Here is an 18801-nt window from a genome sequence, read left to right on the forward strand (position 1 = left end):
TGATGATTACAGTTGACCTCCGAGGAGATTCGATGAAGAAAAGGTTGTGCTTTGCCGCTCCGCTGTTGGCGTTCATGCCGCTTCTTTCTGCTCCGGCGGGTGCTGCGCTCGCCGCCTCTTCTTCCAAAGTTGCGGCCACCCCCGATTTCCTTCAAACCGACCCGAAGGCCGGCTTTGCTTCTGCCGGAGCGCAGTTTTGTGCACCGACCGCAGTCTCGAATTCATTGACCTGGTTGGGCACGCACGGTTATCCCGCGTTGCTGCCCCAGGGGAGCAACCTCCACAACGTGCAGGCAAACCTCATCCGTCTGCTGGGAAGCGCGAGCTTCACGAACACGGATCCGGCGAGCGGGACAGGCCCCGCGCAGTTGATGCGGGGCGTGGGTCAATACGTCCAGAAGGCCGGCTACGGCATCAGCGAGCTGAGTTATGAAGGCTGGCGAGCGGTTCCCGCAGCACAGCGCGTGAGCATGACACCTGATTTGGACAATATTCGTGACGTCATCGATGACGATGCTGGTGCCGTCTGGTTAAATGTCGGCTGGTATCGCTACGACGAGAATGACGATACCTATGAGCGATCCAGCGGGCATTGGGTCACCGTGGTGGGCTACGGTGGTGATGACCTGTTGATTCACGATCCAGCGACTTCGGTCGGGCGCACCGAGCGCGCCACGGTCACGCCTTTGGCGAGTGGATCTCTGGTCGGCCAAGAGGCGAACTTGCCGCGTGCCGCCGAGGAGTACTACGAATTGGGCGGATCGCTGGCCAGGGAGAACTGGGTCGCGATTCTCGATGGCGCCGTTTTTTTGCTGCTGGACTGAACCAACAGACTGTTCAGTCTGAATGGACACGTCGATGGTCAACTGATGAGCCGTACCCGGCTTCCTGTTGGGGTGCGGCTCCTCCTGGTAAGGGATGGGGGAAACCGATTCAGCGGTTGGGCGTCGGGTCAAGTGGGCAGCGGCCATTGACCCAACGTGAGCGGCAATAGGGGACGCGCAACGTCTGGTGCTCCTCTGGAGTGAACAGGGCCATGCCCGAGGCTCACTCGGAGACACCGCTGTCCAGACCCCTGGTAAAATCGCTGGCCTCGGCGCTGAGCGGCAGCTTTCTTCTTTCCTCAGGAACTGCGAGGGTGTGTTGCCTTAACTGGGTCAGGAGAGGCTGATCCGCCGCCACCGACCCTCAGCCCTCTTGCCACCGATGCTCGATGACGATCATCCAGCATGTCGTTTGGCTGTATCACCGCTTCCCCCTCAGTGACCGTGACGTGCAAAGCCTGACTTTCCCCTCGCTCACGCGGGTCGGTCTCCCGTCTGGGCTTCCCAAAGTGTTGTGCACAAGCGGGACAAAGGCATGTGGAGTTCTCCCTACTGGCAGGGAGCAGAACTGAATCTGTACCGTGACGGGAGACTCAGGTCAGGACGCCCGGCAGGAACCAAAGAACATGGCTGCCTTGGAGACCTAGCTTTCCAACCTTCTCCGGCCAGGGGCGTACCTTCTGCTCAGAGTCCAGGTGCCCACACCCAGCGCAGCGAGTTCAGCGGCTCCACATAGGGAGGGACGGGGCAGCCACTTCAGGGCAGTGACGGCAAACTGGGGGGGCGTGTCTCGTTGGAGGAGGCAAATGAGCTCCTTCGAGGCTAGGAGCCGCGGCTCTGGCCGACCAGTGAAGACGGCTCTTGCGCCGTTCTAGTGGGCAGCACACAGGGTGCGTAAAGGGGCAGGTGGGGGGCAACGAGAACGGGCCGAATGCCGCTGAGCGGAAGACACTCACCCTCAGCGCTTGGTGTGGGCGCTTTCCTGACCAACGGGGGCGGCCCCGACGCTGCGGTACTGGGGTGGGGTTCAGTTTCCTGGCCGGGCGTCCTGGTGTGCCCTCACTCGCTCAGTCGGGCCAGCGCCGAGCCAGCCTATGACGCCTCCACAGGCACCGGCCCGCCCACCGCAACACTCCTCAAACCGTCAGCCCTTAGCCCGCTGGGATGAGCGCCGCGCACTCCGGGCCAGGCTCAACCACGAAGGCTTGCAGCTCGGCTATTTTATTGCCACGAAAGCGCCACACATCGCAGTAAGCGTACCGGGTCGCCTGCCCCTCCTCATTCATCAAGGTGATCTCACCAAGGGCAACCACCCGGTCATGCTCAGCAATCATGCGCTGAACGTCAAACTTGGGCGGCTCTTGATACGTGGCCGCCATCCACTGGCGAACAGCTTCCTTTCCCTGAAGGGTTCGGTTCCCCACAAATGTCCACTGGGTATCCTCGGTGCAGCACCTCAACAACCCTTCATAGTCCCCTTGGGCGACTGCAGCGTTGGCCGTCTCCAAAATCTTTTTGTACGTCTCTGACATCTGGAACGCTCCTCAGTGGCCTGATCTCGAGAGGTCTTGTTCGGTCGTGTTCTCCATGCCAGCGTCTGCCGCTGTGGTGATTTGAGGGTCTTCTAGGGCAGGCGCGCAATGACCTTGATCTCGAAATCAAAGCCGGCCAACCAGTTCACACCCACAGCAGTCCAATTCGGATACGGCGGATCACCAAAGGCCTGAAGTCGAATGGGGGTGATCAATTCGAATTGCGCTGCTGGATCGGTATGGAAGGTGGTTACGTCAACGATATCGTCAAACGTACACCCTGCAGCCTCCAGTACGGCGGCCAGATGGTCAAAGGCCAGTTGAACCTGTCGTTCGAAAACTGGCTCGGGCGAGCCGTCCTCGCGGCTGCCCACCTGGCCGGAGACGAACAGCAGATCTCCGGAGCGAATGGCAGCCGAGTAGCGGTTGATCTCGTAGAGGGCCTGCGGAACAGCGGGGAACACAGCGTCACGTCGGTTCATTGGTGTACTCCTGGAACGAGCGAAGGCTACGCTCTGAAGAGCTGAAACAGGTTCATGGTGAACGTGCTCCGCGTCGCTCAGAGACAGCGGGGTCACCAGGGTCTCCAACGTTCAGAGAACCACTGACATACGCGCCGTATGTCCTGGTACACTAGCGCATACGTGCCGTATGTCAATAGGCATACCCGCCGTATGTCGCTGGAGGAGGGGGAAGGTCATCGCGAACAAACGTCTGCAGATGGTGGAAGAAACCCGGTCTAAACTCATCCACGCGGCACGGAAGGCCTTTGCCGCTCAGGGCTATGCCGCAGCGTCAATGGACGACCTGACGGCCGACGCCGGCCTGACGCGGGGCGCGCTGTACCACAACTTCGGCGACAAGAAGGGCCTCCTTCAGGCGGTCATCGATCAGCTGGACGCGGAAATGCTGGAGCGGATGCACGCCGCCCACGCCCAGGCGGAGGGGGCCTGGGCCGGATTTCTGGCGGAGCATCTCGCCTATATCCAGATGGCGCTTGAGCCAGAGATTCAGCGCATCATGCTGCTCGACGGGCCAGCAGTGCTCGGTGATCCCTCGCAGTGGCCCAACCAGACGGCCTGCCTGCAGCGAACGACGCACATGGTTCAGGCCCTGATCGACGAGGGCACCGTGAACTCCCTCGATGCAGAAGCGGCGGCGCGGCTCCTGAATGGTGCCGCGCTCCACGCCGCCCTTTGGATTGCCGCTGCCGACGATCCTCAGGTGGTGTTTGAGAAGGCAGTCACGACCTTTCAGCACCTCGCGGCTGGTCTGTTACGGGGCAGGGCAGAAGCAGTGACATGACCCCTGTTTCTCGGTTCACTTCGGTGGCGACACCACTGACAGTCAGGCGGGAGATGAACGGGCAACGGTCGACCGAGCAACCCCCATGCTGGTGATGCTCGGGGAAGTCGATGCGGGTGAGGCACTCGCTGAGATCACCCGGAGCCATGGCGTTGCTGCCAGTCCAGTTCAACGCTGAAAAACTGGTCTGGCCGCCTGACGGAGGACGAAGCCAAACGGCCCTCGTCTCCGAAGAAAAACATCGACGACTCAAGACGCTGGTTGCCAACCTCTCGCTCGACAACGTACTGCTCCAGGAGGTGGTGACAAAAAATGGTGAACCGAGGGGCGACACCACCATCCCAAACCCCAGCCGAACTCGGCAGATGACCGCTCGAGTTCGAGGGCGTCGGCCAAGAGGGGCTGCCTCTGCATCAGCGCAGGCTCGCTTCCGGCTTGCGAACGTCGTTTGACGGTTGGGGGTCTACCGGCTGCGCAGTCAGAGAGAAGGCGGTGGAAGCTGTCTGGCTGCCGAATGACTTGCGGATGGGCCGGGTCAGGCAATGGAGTCAGGTGGTGGCCCTTTGGCCTTGAAGCGTTGCCTGCGCCGCCATCGTCCGCATATAGCATATAGCCCGCAAACTGCGGCTCCGCCTCGTGCAGCAGTTCAGACAATGCCGCCCGGAAATCCTCGCGGGTGCACCAATCCCGCACAATACAGGCCCACGTGACCCAGATCTGCCGCATGCGGGGCGTCTGAACGGGAGGGTGCAGCAGGGTATACGCCGATTCCAAGACCACCAGCAGCAGGTCGTAGAGGGCCAGCCGCCGGGCCGCTTGCTCTGGGGTCAAGAGGTGGGACGCCGCCGCAGAGGAGAGACGCGACTGCAACTGGAGGTCAGCATTGGCGATCAGCGCCTGGGAGAACACCATAGAGCGGTCTATGAGGTGCTGGTAGAGCGCCAACTCTTCGTTGTGACGGGCTCCGCGTTGTTAGCGAACAAAGATCCAGATGGCGACGGGCAGCCCGATGATCGTGAATGCGTCGTGTAGAAATTCCATCGTCTCCAAGGAGGGCATGGCTTACTCTAGGCGCTCTAAAATGCACTGGAATCGCTCGTGGGATGAGGCCTGCAGGGGAACTCCTCTCCTCGGGTGTTGAGCAGAGTTGTGAGCCTCCATACGCAACGATGATGGTTGGAATTGAGCGGATCAAGTCAGTCAGGCTCCGTTGCAGTGGAGCATTCAGATGGATGCATACACCCTAGACAGGGGCAAACGGCCGGTGTGTCTGCCACAGGGCAAGGCGCGGTGAGAAGTCTTGCAAACCTTGACCGGAGGCTAAATCGGCTGCTTTCCGAAAAGGATTCCTTGAACTCGGCCGGTATGTGGTCGTGCACCTGGACGACTAATCCGGCCAGCCAGTCAACCATGAAGCGGGGTGGATAATCGGCCGGCCCTCAACCTGTGAGCCGCTGCAAGGCCCCGTGGTGCTGGTGCTCGTTGTCAGAAGGCCAGAGCAATCGCGTCCCGAGCGCAAGCACTAGCGGCGCTCTCAGGTGCAAGCACCGTCAGACATAAAAAAGTGTCCGAACAACAGTGGGGAAGTCGATATCCCCCTCTTACAAAGTCATTTCCCCGGCATAACTTCCCGTCCACCGGGTGATTGCCACGTCTGTCCGAGTCGATTTCAGGCCGACTCGCCTCCCCTACGTATTGCCTTTCAACGTCCTGGACGGCATTTACATGAAGCTTTACCTTTAGCATCCTACCCGCTTCGAAGAGTTGGAATACAGCGTGAGTATGAGAACCTTCATGTCGGACGAACGAAAGATCAACGTAACCTTAATTAACTTAGTCTCCATGGAACGGGTGGATCTGAGACCAGCCACCACGGCCCCCACTGACTGCAAGCGTCTTCACGGCGCACCCAAGAGTTCGAGTCAGTACCCATGGAGCTTTCGATGAACACACCACACCTGAAAACCCTCGCTGCCGCCGCCACCCTCTCCCTGAGCCTGATCATCTCCGCCTGCGGAACCACGCCCACCCCCACGGCAAGCACCCCGGCAGCAGCATCCGAACCAAGCAGCGAAACAGTCTGGGTCTCCGGCGTACCCAGCCTGTCCTCACAGTCCATACAGTCCATCGCAGGCGGCACCAACAACCTGACGCGCGTGCCCTGGACCTCTGCCACCAACGGCTGGGGGCCAATCGAAATCGACCGCTCCAACGGAGGGCAGGCAGCCGGTGACGGGCGCGTGCTGACCCTGAACGGCAAAACCTACACCAGCGGCTTCGGAACCAACGCTGCGTCGAGCATGACCTTCAACATCGACGCGCGCTGCCAGACCTTCACGGTGGGCATGGGCATCGACGACGAGGTCGGCAGCGTCGGCAGCGCCGTGTTCGAGATCCACGCGGACGGCGTCAAGGTGTACGACTCGGGCCGCATGACTGGCAAAAGCGCGACCAAGAACGCCAGCGTCAGCGTGAGCGGCAAGAAGCTGCTCAAGCTGGTGGTCACCGACGGCGGCGACGGCCCCTCCAGCGACCACGCCGACTGGGTCTCCCCCACCCTGCTCAGCTGCACGGCGCCCGCGCCTGCCCCCACGCCCGCACCCGCCCAGCGCTTCTTGTCCGACCTGGCCTGGATCAGCGCCAGCAACGGCTACGGCCCGGTCGAGCGCGACATGTCCAACGGCGAGGCCGCGGCCGGCGACGGGCGCGCGCTGACCCTGCAGGGCGTGGCGCACGCCAAGGGCCTGGGCGTGCACGCCGGGTCCACGGTGGCCTACGCGCTGGACGGCACCACCTACGCGAGCTTCCGCGCGGACGTCGGCCTGGACGACGAGGTCGGCACCAACGGCGCGGCCACCTTCCAGGTGTGGGTCGACGGCGCCCTGCGCTACGACTCCGGCGAGCTGACCGGCGCCAGCGCCACGGCGCAGCCGTTCGTGGACATCCGCAGCGCCCGCGAGCTCAAGCTGGTCGTTACCCCCGGCGCGAGCGCGGACTCTGACCATGCTGACTGGGCCAGCGCCCGCCTAAGCACCGAGCTCGCGCCGGCCGCGCCCGCTCCTGCACCCGTTCCTGCACCCACCCCGACCCCCGTGCCTGCCCCCGCCCCCGGCACCGTTACCTACGGCGGCAAGCTGGTCATCACCCGCGGCGGAACCTACACGGGCAACTGGGAGAGCACCGACACCGGCGCGGCCGTGACCATCCAGACCTCCGAACCCGTGGTCATCGAGAACGCCAACATCCGCGGCCAGGGCGCCCTGATCGCCGGCTTCGGCGTGAACCTGACCGTGCGCAACACCCGGGGCATCTCGCTGACCCCGAACGTGCTGGGCCGCGCCGCGGAGATGGCCATCAAGGCCGAGGAGATCCGCAACCTGCGCGTCGAGGACTCCACCTTCACCGGCGGCGGCATCTACGTGCGGCGCTTCATGGGCGACCAGGCTGCCGGCCAGGGCATCCGGATCCTGCGCAACGTGTTCGTCAACATCGATGGACGCAAGAGTAATGGCGCCGGAGGGTACTCGGGCAGCGAGATCCGCCAGATGGTGCAGTTCAACAACGTGACCGGCATCGGGACTGCGGAGATCGCCTGGAACCAGAACATCAACGAGGCGTTCAAGAGTGCCGGCGAAGACCTGATCAACATGTACGCGTCTTCGGGCACGCCCGGCGCAATGATCCTGATCCACGACAACTACCTGGAGGGCTCGTATCCGGCCAACCCCCTGACCGACAGCCACTATGGCGGGGGGATCCTGCTGGGCGACGGAACGGTGTCGGTGGCGGCGAACAACGGGTACCAGTCGGCGTACAACAACCAGGTGGTTTCCACAACGAATTACGGCATGGCGATTATTGGGGGGACCAACAACCGCATCGAGAACAACCGGGTGATTTCGAGTGGGCGCACCCCGGACGGCACGCGGGTGGCAGCGCAGAACGTGGGGCTGTACGTGTGGGACATGTACAACACCGGCAGCATGTTCAGCCAGAACGTGATGCAGAACAACGTGAGCGGCTGGACCAAGGTGGCAGCGGACGGCAGCCTGTCGAACAACAACTGGTGGTTGCCCAACGGCACGACGAACGGCTCGCTGGGGCAGAACAACACGGCTCTGGGCACGCAGACCCGGTCAAGTGAGCAAGCAGAGTTTTCCCGCTGGCAGCAAAAGCTCTCCACCGCTGGTATCACCATCGGCGCCCGCTGATTCAGACCCGCACGGCAGCGGTGCCCCGGAGCTCTTGGCTCCGGGGCACACTCCATTCCCCCGAGGAGGCACATCCCAGTGTCAGGGAGGCTGAACGAATTGTGTCCCCAGTTTGACGGGCCACGCCTGACCCCCACAAACCAGAAGGGGAGCTACGCGACCTCCACGAGCGGTTGTCCGGGCCCCGTGATCACCCACCTGTGTCAAACGCGGCCCGCGAGCATGCTCCGCCTTCAGCTTTCAGACTCCGTGGCAGTCACCGGTACCGCCCACGTGCCACCCGCTCCAGCTCTTGATACAACCCAGCGATCAGATCTGCACCGAAGCCAAGCCCCTTGAGAATCGTCCCAACGGCTTCAGCGCCCAGACTGAAGACAGTCTTTAACGCAGTGGTAATGGCACTGGCGTCAAAGCCAAGGGCCTTCAGGATGCTGCCAATCACTGCGGCACTCTCGTTGAACACGTCCAACAGAGCCTGCGTGATGGTGTTCACCCCAAAGCCCAGGCTGTTAGCCCGGTGATCGCCCCTGCACCAAAGCCAACCGCTTTCAGAATTCCCCGACCACATCCGCACTGGGGCCAAGAACGTCCTTCAGGGCTCCGGTGATGGCGCCGGCCCCAAACCCGACCGCCTGTAGAATGCCGCCAATGGCCTGTCCTCCGAGGCTGTATACGTCTCTCAGGGCACCTGTGATCGCGTTGGCACCGAAACAGAGCGCTTTCAGGACTGCACCAGTGGCTGTCCCGTCGAGACTGAAGATGACTTTCATGGCCCCCGCAATGACGTCTACACCGTAACTGAGAGACGTCAGAATTTCACCCGCCGCCAGCCTTCCGAGGGCGTACACCCCGTTCAGGGCTCCCGCGATGTGGCGTTGGCGAGGTCACCTAACAGGTAGGCCGATTTCAGGCCAGCCGACACTGCATTAACGCCAAAGCCGACCGCTTTCAGAATGGTCGCGTTGGTCAGGTCGCCCAGGCTGTAGGCCGTCTTCAGGCGCCTGCCGTTTGCGGCCCCGAGTAATTCACGCGGAACAGGATGGTGCCAGTCGCAAGGTCTCCCAAGGCAAAGACACTCGTCATGGACAAGGCCACCTCGTCAGCCGTAAAGAGTTCATTCTTAAGTAATTGTGCGGTCACGTCTGCGGCCAGGTTGAATTCGGCTTTCAGTTCCGTGGCAATTTCACTGGCAGTCTTGCCAAGTCCCTTCAGGGCGTGCGCGCGGATGATTGGACTCTTGTTAACGCTGCATGAGGTTGTGTGTGAGGGCAGCCAGAACGACCCACGCCGCCGTTGTTCTTTCCTCAGCCGTACACCCATCCTTTCTTAAACTTTGCTTCTTTCAAATCTCATCTAAGAGGGGCAAAAATATGCAAGATAAAGATATCTTCAGGAATCGACGTGGACGATCCAGTCTGCGTGCTCCCGTGAAAATCGGCCCGTCGCTATGACCTATGAACTCTGGAGCATGTCCTGCGTGGACTGCACGGTAAAAGGGGGATGACAGATGCGCGAGCCTCGACGCGTCCGGCCAGTCCATCTTCTGGTGGGCGCCCTGATTTTACTCAATCTTCAGCAGGCCTCCGCCCATAACTGGTGGTTCTGGCACTGGGACCAGAGCACGCTGGGCGTTGGTCTCTGGAATGACCTGGCAGAAACGGACGCTGTTCGTGCCGAGTGGGACAGCCGTACCGACCTGAGCCTGCCCCGGCGCAGTGAGCACACGGACATCAGCATGTTTGGCGGCAACTTTGGTGACACCGGCTGGTGGGGGCTGGCGACCATTGAAGGCTGGGGTCTGGACTGGCCCTGGCACTGCCCGACCATTGGCGGGTGCCGCATCACCCACGGGCACGCCAGATTCAACAGTTTTTATGGCGGAACGACAGGAACTGGCAGCGGCAGTGACAAGCGCGGCGTGTATTGCCAGGAAATCGGCCACCTCTTCGGAATCGACCACAGCAACACTGGGGATTGCATGGGCAAGACATATTTCAACACTGCCAACCTCTCCGGTCCACACAACTGGGCCGACATCAACAATCGGTACTGATGGCGTAGGAGGACTGCCCTATGAAACTTTCACTTGTTGTCGCCGCCTTAAGCGGCCTGCTTGTGGTGCAGTGGCTGGCGCCACTCCGCCCCAGGGGGCCTCAGGCTGCACCTGGCATGCACGCCAGTTGGGTCAATGTTGCTCGCTCTCTCGACGAAGCCGTCAAGCTCTCACAGACGGTGGTCGTGGCCCGGGTTGTGGGGGTCAAACGTGCCAGCGACCTGACCGTCAAGGCAGCCGGCGAGCCTAACGGCGTCGACCGTGTGCCTGTGGAGCGCGTGTTGCTGGAGGTTCAGGCCCTGTACGGCAGTGCGCCGCAACAGGTCACGCTGTTTCATACTGGCCTGAGCACCGGGCAGCTGACAGATCAGACGCCCCCGGAAAAGGCACCTGACTTGAAGCCCACGGATCAGGCGGCGCCTACCCAGACCTCGCCCCGGACCACCCTGCTCGAAGATGATCCCGAATACAAGGAAGGTCAGCAGTACGTGCTGTTCCTGCGCCCTGGGCCGGAGCTGGACGGCGAGAAAACCCTGCGGGTCATTGCGCCGGAAGGCCGCTACCTGCTGGAAGGACAACGGTTGATGGCGGTGACAACCCGCGGCGCCGCCAAGGAAATTGCGGGCCTGAGCCTTTCGCAACTCGCCGCGCGGCTCAAGGCGCTGTCCGCAACCCGGTTCCCAACGGGAGATGTCCAGCTGCTTCCGAACTCTCCTCTGGTGCCGGTCAAGCCCCCACCTCCCTGACACTCACCCACACCTGAATCGCTGGAAGTGCAAGGAGCACGCCCACCGTCGGGGGAATTCTTCCGATGATCGGCTTTAGCGCGTAGGCGATTGCGGAAGGCCTGGAAGCCCTGCTTCATCTCAGCTTGGAACCGCTGCTTGACGATATTGGCTCCGCCACAGCATTGATTGGCGGCTTCCTGTGCTTCTGCTGCTTTGTCCCCCTTAGGTCAAAGGATGAAGGTGCACCGTGGACACCATGTTAATGGTCAAGGCCAACCCGAAACCGACCGCAGAGTCCTACTGCCTGCGCCTGGGACAACAGTTCTGCACGGCCTACGCCGCTGCACACCCCGAAACAATCATTACTGAGCTTGACCTCTACCGGGATCACATCCCCCTCATAGACAGTGAAATCATGTCCGCCTGGGGAAAACTGGCCAAACGCGAAGACCTCACCTACAGCGAACAGAACAAGCTGGATCGTCTCAATGAAATTGTCGAACAGTTTATGCAGAATGACACCATCGTTTTCGTCGCTCCCATGTGGAATTTTGGCTACCCGCCGATGATGAAGGCCTACATGGATGCCATTGCGATTGCTGGCAAGACGTTTAAATACACGGTGCAGGGCCCGGTCGGATTGGTTACCGGTAAGAGAGCGGTTGTTCTAGAGGCACGAGGTGGCCTCTGGAGTGAGGGCGCTGGTTGCCAGCTGGAACATTCGTTCAGCCATCTGCGCGGATTTCTGGCTTTCCTGGGGATCACAGACGTCACACCAGTGTTCGCTGAAAATCTCAACGTAGACCCGGGAAGAGCCGAGGAGATTTTTGCTGTCGCTGCTCGACAGGCCAGGCAACTGGCCCATCATCTTTGAAGGGTTGTGTCAGGTTAGGTGAAGGTCATGTGGAACATGAGTCCAAGCGTACTCAAAGTCATGGCCGACTGGGGGAGAGCGGCCCTTCATTGCCAGCTATATTTTGTCTGGAACTAAATTAGGCTACGCTGACTCATCATTAGGCTACAAAAATAAAGTGGCATGAGTTACCAAACACTTAACTTGACAGAATCCGTCAATCAGATGCCACCGAAAACCGCGGCGGGGTTTTCGGTGGCGCAGTTCTTCCGCGAACAGTGGATTTCACTTGATACCTTACTCGCGAAGGATCTCATGGCTGACCTGGATGCCGCGTTGGTGGAGTCATTCCTGAACATCTCTGTACCTCAGGGCGAAACGGTGGTACAGCCAGATGGCGTGCTGGATGATGGTCACCTTGAAGCGGTGGCGGTAGGGCTTGAGGTCAGCCACAGCGGGTCAGCCTCCCCCGATTCGGGAAGGCAACATCATCGTTGGGTTTGATCCTGTTGATCTGCTTACAACCTGACGGCTCCTCTGATCATCAGGAGCAAGATCGCCGAGAAACCCTGCTTATTGCAGCTGTCGGAAGAAGCCAGCTAGATATACATTGCAGAAAATCAATATGCTTGAGGCCACTTCAGCGCAACCTTTATCCCCAAAACTGTTAGACATCAACGGGGAGTCCCGGTCAACAGCAGAGTAAGGAGGAGGCCACCTGTTGAATGGGCGGCATGCATTTTGACGATACGGTGGTCTTCCGCTCCCCTCTTACTGCTCGTTCAGCCGCTTTAATACCGTTTGAAGTGTGGAGGAGGGGAGGCCTTGCAAGAAGGGATTGACGGCCGGGGAAAGCTGTACCGCAGCTACTGTCGCCTGACCTCCAGGCACCTGAAAGGCCAGCCGAAAAAACTCGGGGCTAGGAGCGTCTTCTGTCCGCACCAGGCGGCTGCGGGCGAGAATCTGCGCCACCTGTTGTTCGCGCCGTAGCCGGCCCGAAACCAGCAGTCGCTGACCGTCGGCACCCAACGCCACTTGAATCTGGTTGAGCGTATGGTCTACTCGGGCCGTACTCAGTACTGTGAACCGGCCCAAGTCTGAAAGCACTTTCGTCAAAGCTGCCCGGTCTTCGATCATCGGCACTGCTGATGTAGGGCGCAGCAATTCGGCGAGTGCGCCCACAGTCACCAACAGTTCGAATATGGACGGCTGCCAGCGTGTGAGGGGTTTCACCGTCTGTAGAGAGACAGAATCGGAGCGTACAACGGGCCGAAATACGCTTGCCGAGGAGCCAAACGCCGGAGCACCTGCCAGTAACACCACTGCCAGACCGAGAACTGAACGCGAAAAGGAAAAGACTGTGGATCTTGTGGACATGACGTCTCCTGTAACGTTGGAAACCAGACGCGCGAATCAACCGTCAGCAGCCGAACGCAGCCAAAACCATTGTTCATGAGCGAGTTGACCTTGTTCTGACCTGAGAGGGCATTTGTTCCTGAGACGCTCACAACATACTTGGCGGAATTCTTTCCGTTCATCTGGACTCCGTCCTGTCGCTCGCCTTTGGAGCATCTTTGGATAGAGGCCGGTTGTAAGGGGCTCCCTTGCTCTCTGTGAAAGCTTTTCAATCCCAGTTGAACCGGACGTCGCATCTTGTGGATTTTGATCGGAGGACAGATCAGTCATCAATACCGAATTCAGGCTAAGGTCGGTGGCAAAACTAAGCGGGGTGCAAAGATGAACGACTTTCTAGAATGGTCAGGGATCAGAGCCGGTTCGTAGACCCTCTGTTTCGGCAACTCTTTACAGGGCGCGAGGAGCCAGAACAAAAGGGAGGCCCGATCAGCCTCCCCAACGTTCAGAGCATTTCCCAAGGAGGGAGTGGACGCCAAGACTTCCTTTCGTCCACTCCCTTCTTCTCGGCAACATTCTCCCTTCCGATCGGTCGCCTTCCAATGTTCAGGTCAGCAGCTGTTTTAAGGAGCGAGGCGCTTGACCCGCTGCGCTGCGGTTTCTTCAGGGCGCTGCACAGGCCCCTGTACGGGCCGCATATGGTTTACAGCGCGCGCAGGCTTGACCTCTGCCGCAGACAACTGACCCACGCGGTTGTACCATTTATATCCCTCGACATTAACTCCATTGGCCCGGGCCGCCGTCAACACAGTGCGGTAGCCATCGTGGGCCAAGCGGGCAGCGGTGGCATACTGGCGAGCCTGATAGGCCGCGATTGATTGCGTGAAGGCCTGATCCGCTTGCTGAGCGGCGGCGCTGACCTCAGGCACTTTCGCAGCGTTTTGGGTCAGGGTCAAAATGGCATTGCTGTTGGTGAGATAGGCAGTCGTCAAGTAACGGTACTGGGCATCCAAATTGAATTGCCCAAAGACTTTAGAGAGGTTGTTATAGCTCATGACGCTGTGTACCTCATCGCCGACGTTCACGAAGTTGGTATCGCCACTTGGGCCGTAGTCTTCATTGCGCTCGCTGTCGTAACCGTCGTGCGGGTGAGACTGACTGAGGTGGTGACCCGACTCGTGTACCACCGTATCGGTAAAACCGTACCCTGCGTCCAGCAGATCCGGGGTCAGGTAATTGACGGTCATGGTCTGGGTGCCGGTCACGCCGTCGTCGAGCGCTTGCCCCAGCAGGCCAAAATTGGGCGTTTTAGGATCACCGTCGTTAAAGAGGTAGGTGGCCAGATTGTACTGGGTGGGGGTCAGCTGGGCGCGTTCGCGTACCTCTTTCTGAGCCAGCTGGAAGAACTGTTCTCCGTTGGCATCGACGTAATCCGGTGAACAGGCGTCGTCTGTTGGCAGCGGGAAGAAGCAGCGGTAGGCAGCGGCCAAGTCGCCGCTCAGCGGAGTTTCCCGGACGCTGTGGCTCCACTGTACGAAGGGATTGAGAACCGACACCCGATCCTGAATCAGTTGCGGTTGCAGCACTCGGCTGGCAGGAGCCGCCTCTGTGCCCTGTCCGAGCGCCAGATCCAGGTGAATCTGCTCAGGCATTTCCGGGGGCGTCAGGGCCACCCTGTACAGGGCACTGGGGGTAAACAACAAGTTGATGCCGACATACCGCACGACCTTGCCCAGGTCAGCCGTAATGTTGGAGGCGTAGGCCGCGCTGGCCTTGCGGGTGCCGTATTCCCAGATGGGCGGCATCCGTTTGTCATAGATTTGGTCGCCGTCCAGATCTGCGTTGGTCACGTCCCAAGCATTGGTCCAGTAATCGGGGTTGGCCGACTGATCATAGAACCAGATGCGCTTGGCTGCTGTCTGGTCAGCGCTGGGCGTGCCGCCCCAAGCCACAGTGCGGCGGCTGCTGCGGGCACCGAAGTTGTTCTGGGTGTCGGTTTCGACCGAGTCGGCACGCTCATGGCTGTAGCTGTGGAATTTGAAATCGGGACGGCCGTACCAGTTGATCAAAAAGACCGTGTGCTGCGTGGGATCTACGCCGGCTTTGCTGGCATTGTCAGCCAACCATTGCTCGACCAACGCGCCGTCGACCTCAAAGTTTCCAGTGATTTCGCGGGCAATGTTGGTCGCAGGCACCGGACAGGCGTAGACGGGTGTGTCTTCGCCAGTAATACTCAGCCGCTTGACCACATCACTTTGACAGTTGTACTGGGCAGAGGCGAGATTGAGATAGGTCAAGCCGTCTTGCTTGATCGACTGCTCTTTACCTGAAGCTTGCAGAAAGGCAAAGAACTCATTTTCGAACGAAGTGTTTGCGTTGATCATGTTGTACTCGAACTCAAAATCATTGCCCGTGAGTTCGGGGGTGCCGTAAAAGCTGGGATAGCGGTTGATGGTCTGGTACGTAGAGGGCAACTCGCTGCGCAAACCCGCAAAGTTGAGCTCACGTGGGTCGGCGACTTGGCCCGGCGAAGTTCCCCGGTAACCGATATTGACGATATTGATGTTGAGTTGTTGTTTGATGACGCCGCGCTTGCCCGGCGCCAAGGTTTTCAGTTGATTGAAGGTTGACGGATCGGGTGACGGCTCCGGCGGTAGTGGGTCTGGAGAGACGTTGTTGCAAGCGGACAGCAGACCAAGCGTCAACAGAGATAGGCTGAGGTGTTTTATGTTCATATGAACTCCCAGTGAGGTGAGGGGATCAGCAAAGAGTGACGGAAACCGCTGCCAGGTGACCAGCAGGCCGAAGCAGGTGGAATAGTGCCTACAGCCTAACCCAAATGGCCCGGCGTGAGTGCCAAAGCCCTGTACAGGTCTCAAGTATCTGGGCATGTTTCAAAAATTTCGACGGAACACGGCTTAAGGTTGCACTTCGCAGGGCTGATGGCCTGACACAATTTATGAGAAAGCGTCCCCGGTAGGGGACACTTTCTGTTTGTGAAGACCGAAAATGCCACCGGGGACGCCCCCCGACTGTACCAAGCGATCCTGCCCCACCTCCACCCCGCCCTGTGGAACGACGTCCGCAACGCCCGTACGCTGGCCTGGATGGTCAGCGGCTTGGTGCTGTCCCAGAGCGTTTCCATTCCCTCCTGGCTGCCGCACATCCACTCCCAGGCCACGGTCGCCCAGAGCACCGAACGTCGCTGCCGACGGTGGCTGGAGAATCCAGCCATCGCCCCTGGCGTGTATGGCCCCTGATTACCCGAGCCTTGCGGGATTGGGGCCCGCATTCTGACGCTGGCGCTGGACACCAGCATCCTGTTCGGACGCTTCTGTCTGATCCGGGTGGCCGTCCTCTACCGGGGACGCGCGGTACCGCTCGTCTCCCGCGTCCTAGAGCATGCCAGTGCTCAGGTCGGCACCGAACAACTCCTGCCTGTCCTCGCCGAGGTCAAAGGCCTGCTGGATTTTCTTGGGCTGCACGATGTTCGACTCCTGGCGGATCGGGGTTTTTGCGACACGGCCTTGATGGGCTGGCTCCGCGTCTGCGGATGGCACTTCCGCATCCGCATCAAATCGAGCCTGATTCTGGCCGCTCCAGACGGGCAACGGGTCTGCACCATCGGGAAATCAAACTCGCAGCGCGCGAAACGCGCTGCTTCCACAACGTCACGATCACCGGACACCGATTTGGGCCGGTGGGAGCTCTGGGCCGTCCCACGGACGGCCCAGAGCAGTGGCAGGTGGTGAGCGATGAACCCACCAGTCGTGCAACGTTTGCTGAGTACGGCGAGCGCTTCCAAATAGAGGAAGGATTCTTGGATGATAAGAGTGGCCTCTTCGGTCTGGAGGACTCCAAACTGCGTGATGCCGCCAGCCTCGAACGCCTGATCCTGGTGATCTCTGTGGCCACGCTCCTGCTCGTCTCCGAAGGACTCCAGCTCGTGCAGCAGGGTGTGCGCAGAACCATTGATCCCCATTGGAACCGCGCCCTGAGCTATTTGAAACTTGGTTTACGCGGCGTCCACTTCGCGCTGAGCCGGGGCAGGCAGTACTCAACCGCCTGACGCCCGGAGGCGCCGATCCGGCGCCTCCCGGACGTCGCAAGAAATCGCATGTCAGTTCTGTGGACGCTTTAGAAGGCGGCTGGGTGCTCAGATTTCGCTCTCCCTCATAAATTGTGTCAGGCCGTCAGCTTCGCAGGGTCTTCTTTTTTAGGCATCACTTGGAGAGGTCTGGACACAGCAGTTCTGACGGTTGTGTTGCCTTAATCCGGGGTTGGATATGGGGAGGACAGGGGTGGCCTGAGATTCAGGCCATCCCTGCTGCAACCGCAGACCACGTCTGAAAGGCGGGCTTTTGATGTCCTCTTCTGGTCGAGGCGGAAACGCTGGTTCGCGAGTGATGGTGGAGGTTGGTGATCCGTGCGTGCAAACTCAGGAATTCTTGAGCGCGTTTCCGCCGCCCCAATCCCTGCTGACTTCGCTCTTGTCGCCGTGTAGATCGATGTTCCTGCTCAATCAAATTAGTGCAGCGTGCCCTGGCGACCACCTGCAGGTGGTTGACGTGAACGAGGCTCGAGATCTCCCGAATCGCGGCACCGGAGCTTCGCAGCCCATCCGTGTGGATCACCTCTGGGACGTCATCTTCACCCAGCAGCCGCGTCAGAAAAGTTGTTGCTGCTCCTCGGTCTCGGTGCCGCCCAAGCAAGATGCCCTGCACAAAACCGTGCTCGTCCACACCCCGCCACAACCCGTGTCGGATGCCATCCACCGTCGTGCAGACCTCATTCAGAGACCACCGGGAACCCGCCGGGGTTCCCGGTGGCGCAGTTCTTCAGCGAACAGAGGGCCGAATTTCATGCACCACTCGCGCAACGTTTCGTGGCTGACTTGGCTGCTGCGCTGGTGCAGCACTTCCTGCACGTCACGGTCACTGAGAGGGAAACGGTGATACAGCCAAACGGCGTGCTGGATGATGGTCACCTTGAAGCGGTGGCGGTAGGGCTTGAGGTCAGTCACAGCGGGTCAGCCTCCCCCGATTCGGTGAAGGCAACATCATCCTTTCCACACGAGAACTCCAATGAAAAAAGCCTTGGTTCACTCGCTGCTGTGCTCGCTGGCTCTCGCTTCCTGCGCCCCGATGGCCTAACTCCTCCAGCCTGCCGAGCGCGGCACCCTGACCCGCGACGGCTTCAGCCTGGTGCTGACTAATCCCGGCCCGGACGCCCTCACTGGCGACCCGACCAAGCCCACAGACGGCCCGGCGCTGACCATCGACACGTCGGACACGCTGCGCTTGGATGCGGTGGCGCAGGCCTGGTGCACGTCCGAGAAGATTTCGATTGGTCTGCGCTGGTCGTGCAACGTGCCGAACCTGCTGCCGGGCACTCAGGTGCGGGTGCGGTTCGAAGGCGGCACCGTGATCGACGCAACCGTGCTGGCGTATCGCCCTGGCAGCGGCATCCGTCCCGTGTCGGTCTGGCTGAAGTAAGCCGTGAAGGTTCGGCAGTGGACATACCCGGAGGCCGGGCAGGGATTTCCTTCCGATGCAAAGGCGGCGGCGGATACCACTGCGTGACGACCACCGGGCAAGGGGCCTGGACATGGAACGGTGACACTGGGAAACCAGTGCTGTCCCCATCGGCCCTGGTCACGCTGAAGTATCCCGACAAGACGCACGTGTGCCACACGTTTGTCGGCTGCAATGGCGCTCAGCCAAGCGAGATCATCTTCTTGAGCGACTGCACGCACCACCTCGCGGGGCAGGTGCGGGAGTTGCCCGACTGGACGGATCTCTGAGCAGTGCTGGTACCACCCTTCTCCAACCAAGCGCCCCCGCCCCAGCTTTGGCTGGATGGCGGGGGCGCTTTTTGCGTGTGGGTCAGACTACTTGTGGCATGCTTTGAGGGAGTTGATACCCTCTTCCCACTCCTCAGAC

General features: G+C 60.3%; 19 protein-coding genes and 3 pseudogenes. 12 read left to right on the forward strand and 10 right to left on the reverse strand.

Features of this window, described 5'->3' with window-relative positions; translation table 11 throughout:
- Positions 1-32 precede the first annotated feature (32 nt).
- Together M1R55_RS22685 and M1R55_RS22690 are read left to right on the forward strand one after the other, a co-directional pair.
- Entirely contained in the window at positions 33-824 is a 792-nt protein-coding gene (locus tag M1R55_RS22685) for a C39 family peptidase (protein WP_249395661.1), read from the forward strand.
- Positions 825-1213: 389 nt separating this feature from the next.
- Positions 1214-1285, forward strand: a pseudogene (locus M1R55_RS22690) (IS6 family transposase); the annotation flags it as partial.
- A 690-nt stretch (positions 1286-1975) separates the two neighbouring features.
- Here M1R55_RS22690 and M1R55_RS22695 read toward each other — a convergent pair.
- Together M1R55_RS22695 and M1R55_RS22700 are read right to left on the reverse strand one after the other, a co-directional pair.
- Complete coding sequence (locus M1R55_RS22695; RefSeq protein ID WP_249395662.1) at positions 1976-2356, reverse strand: nuclear transport factor 2 family protein; 381 nt, start codon at positions 2354-2356, stop codon at positions 1976-1978.
- A gap of 92 nt (positions 2357-2448) precedes the next feature.
- On the reverse strand, positions 2449-2838 hold the full coding sequence (locus tag M1R55_RS22700; protein WP_249395663.1) for a RidA family protein: 390 nt from the start codon (positions 2836-2838) through the stop codon (positions 2449-2451).
- Positions 2839-3076: 238 nt separating this feature from the next.
- On the opposite strand from M1R55_RS22700, the gene M1R55_RS22705 reads away from it, so the two are divergent.
- Positions 3077-3661, forward strand: coding sequence for a TetR/AcrR family transcriptional regulator (locus M1R55_RS22705; RefSeq protein ID WP_249395664.1), 585 nt, complete (start codon positions 3077-3079; stop codon positions 3659-3661).
- A gap of 249 nt (positions 3662-3910) precedes the next feature.
- Here the strand turns inward: M1R55_RS22705 and M1R55_RS22710 are convergent, their stop codons facing one another.
- On the reverse strand, positions 3911-4573 hold the full coding sequence (locus tag M1R55_RS22710) for a hypothetical protein (RefSeq protein ID WP_249395665.1): 663 nt from the start codon (positions 4571-4573) through the stop codon (positions 3911-3913).
- A gap of 1031 nt (positions 4574-5604) precedes the next feature.
- Between M1R55_RS22710 and M1R55_RS22715 the strand changes: the two genes are divergently transcribed.
- On the forward strand, positions 5605-7872 hold the full coding sequence (locus M1R55_RS22715; RefSeq protein WP_249395666.1) for an NPCBM/NEW2 domain-containing protein: 2268 nt from the start codon (positions 5605-5607) through the stop codon (positions 7870-7872).
- Positions 7873-8128: 256 nt separating this feature from the next.
- Here the strand turns inward: M1R55_RS22715 and M1R55_RS22720 are convergent, their stop codons facing one another.
- The 3 genes from M1R55_RS22720 to M1R55_RS22730 form a co-directional block, all read right to left on the reverse strand.
- On the reverse strand, positions 8129-8365 hold the full coding sequence (locus tag M1R55_RS22720; RefSeq protein WP_249395667.1) for a hypothetical protein: 237 nt from the start codon (positions 8363-8365) through the stop codon (positions 8129-8131).
- Between the two features lie 55 nt (positions 8366-8420).
- Positions 8421-8720: a hypothetical protein gene (locus tag M1R55_RS22725; protein ID WP_249395668.1), complete on the reverse strand. Its 300-nt coding sequence runs from the start codon at positions 8718-8720 to the stop codon at positions 8421-8423.
- A gap of 145 nt (positions 8721-8865) precedes the next feature.
- Positions 8866-9012: a hypothetical protein gene (locus M1R55_RS22730; RefSeq protein WP_249395669.1), complete on the reverse strand. Its 147-nt coding sequence runs from the start codon at positions 9010-9012 to the stop codon at positions 8866-8868.
- 367 nt (positions 9013-9379) lie between these two features.
- Between M1R55_RS22730 and M1R55_RS22735 the strand changes: the two genes are divergently transcribed.
- The 3 genes from M1R55_RS22735 to M1R55_RS22745 all read left to right on the forward strand — a co-directional run bounded on the left by M1R55_RS22735 (position 9380) and on the right by M1R55_RS22745 (position 11527).
- Positions 9380-9925, forward strand: coding sequence for a hypothetical protein (locus M1R55_RS22735; protein WP_249395670.1), 546 nt, complete (start codon positions 9380-9382; stop codon positions 9923-9925).
- A gap of 20 nt (positions 9926-9945) precedes the next feature.
- A complete protein-coding gene (locus M1R55_RS22740) occupies positions 9946-10671 on the forward strand; it encodes a hypothetical protein (RefSeq protein ID WP_249395671.1) in 726 nt (241 codons plus the stop codon).
- Positions 10672-10909: 238 nt separating this feature from the next.
- Positions 10910-11527: an NAD(P)H-dependent oxidoreductase gene (locus M1R55_RS22745; protein ID WP_249395800.1), complete on the forward strand. Its 618-nt coding sequence runs from the start codon at positions 10910-10912 to the stop codon at positions 11525-11527.
- A 201-nt stretch (positions 11528-11728) separates the two neighbouring features.
- Here the strand turns inward: M1R55_RS22745 and M1R55_RS22750 are convergent.
- The 3 genes and pseudogenes from M1R55_RS22750 to M1R55_RS22760 form a co-directional block, all read right to left on the reverse strand.
- Positions 11729-11959 (reverse strand): annotated as a pseudogene (locus M1R55_RS22750) (IS6 family transposase); the annotation flags it as partial.
- 318 nt (positions 11960-12277) lie between these two features.
- Complete coding sequence (locus M1R55_RS22755; RefSeq protein ID WP_249395672.1) at positions 12278-12739, reverse strand: hypothetical protein; 462 nt, start codon at positions 12737-12739, stop codon at positions 12278-12280.
- Positions 12740-13482: 743 nt separating this feature from the next.
- Positions 13483-15465 carry a hypothetical protein gene (locus M1R55_RS22760; protein WP_371827301.1) on the reverse strand — a complete coding sequence of 661 codons (1983 nt, stop codon included), beginning with the start codon at positions 15463-15465 and terminating at the stop codon, positions 13483-13485.
- Positions 15466-15855: 390 nt separating this feature from the next.
- On the opposite strand from M1R55_RS22760, the gene M1R55_RS22765 reads away from it, so the two are divergent.
- The 3 genes from M1R55_RS22765 (at position 15856) to M1R55_RS22775 (ending at position 16928) form a co-directional block, all read left to right on the forward strand.
- Positions 15856-16119, forward strand: coding sequence for a hypothetical protein (locus M1R55_RS22765; RefSeq protein WP_249395674.1), 264 nt, complete (start codon positions 15856-15858; stop codon positions 16117-16119).
- 87 nt (positions 16120-16206) lie between these two features.
- On the forward strand, positions 16207-16611 hold the full coding sequence (locus M1R55_RS22770) for a transposase (RefSeq protein WP_249395675.1): 405 nt from the start codon (positions 16207-16209) through the stop codon (positions 16609-16611).
- On the forward strand, positions 16608-16928 hold the full coding sequence (locus M1R55_RS22775) for a hypothetical protein (RefSeq protein WP_249395676.1): 321 nt from the start codon (positions 16608-16610) through the stop codon (positions 16926-16928). The genes M1R55_RS22770 and M1R55_RS22775 overlap by 4 nt, the downstream gene beginning before the upstream one ends.
- Positions 16929-17172: 244 nt before the next feature.
- Here the strand turns inward: M1R55_RS22775 and M1R55_RS22780 are convergent.
- Positions 17173-17882: pseudogene (locus tag M1R55_RS22780) on the reverse strand (IS6 family transposase).
- 181 nt (positions 17883-18063) lie between these two features.
- On the opposite strand from M1R55_RS22780, the gene M1R55_RS22785 reads away from it, so the two are divergent.
- Both M1R55_RS22785 and M1R55_RS22790 read left to right on the forward strand, forming a co-directional pair.
- The gene (locus tag M1R55_RS22785; RefSeq protein WP_249395677.1) at positions 18064-18354 is read left to right on the forward strand and encodes a hypothetical protein; all 291 of its coding nucleotides are present in this window, start codon (positions 18064-18066) and stop codon (positions 18352-18354) included.
- A 17-nt stretch (positions 18355-18371) separates the two neighbouring features.
- Positions 18372-18662, forward strand: coding sequence for a DUF6527 family protein (locus M1R55_RS22790; protein WP_249395678.1), 291 nt, complete (start codon positions 18372-18374; stop codon positions 18660-18662).
- The last annotated feature ends 139 nt before the right edge of the window (positions 18663-18801 follow it).

Origin of the sequence: Deinococcus sp. QL22, assembly GCF_023370075.1 — a bacterium.
Lineage (GTDB): Bacteria > Deinococcota > Deinococci > Deinococcales > Deinococcaceae > Deinococcus.

Bases quoted from the DNA above. Each gene is read 5' to 3' on its own strand.
- M1R55_RS22685 (WP_249395661.1), top strand. From the start codon at position 33: ATGAAGAAAAGGTTGTGCTTTGCCGCTCCGCTGTTGGCGTTCATGCCG.
- M1R55_RS22695 (WP_249395662.1), bottom strand. From the start codon at position 2,356: ATGTCAGAGACGTACAAAAAGATTTTGGAGACGGCCAACGCTGCAGTC.
- M1R55_RS22700 (WP_249395663.1), bottom strand. From the start codon at position 2,838: ATGAACCGACGTGACGCTGTGTTCCCCGCTGTTCCGCAGGCCCTCTAC.
- M1R55_RS22705 (WP_249395664.1), top strand. From the start codon at position 3,077: ATGGTGGAAGAAACCCGGTCTAAACTCATCCACGCGGCACGGAAGGCC.
- M1R55_RS22710 (WP_249395665.1), bottom strand. From the start codon at position 4,573: ATGGTGTTCTCCCAGGCGCTGATCGCCAATGCTGACCTCCAGTTGCAG.
- M1R55_RS22715 (WP_249395666.1), top strand. From the start codon at position 5,605: ATGAACACACCACACCTGAAAACCCTCGCTGCCGCCGCCACCCTCTCC.
- M1R55_RS22735 (WP_249395670.1), top strand. From the start codon at position 9,380: ATGCGCGAGCCTCGACGCGTCCGGCCAGTCCATCTTCTGGTGGGCGCC.
- M1R55_RS22740 (WP_249395671.1), top strand. From the start codon at position 9,946: ATGAAACTTTCACTTGTTGTCGCCGCCTTAAGCGGCCTGCTTGTGGTG.
- M1R55_RS22745 (WP_249395800.1), top strand. From the start codon at position 10,910: ATGTTAATGGTCAAGGCCAACCCGAAACCGACCGCAGAGTCCTACTGC.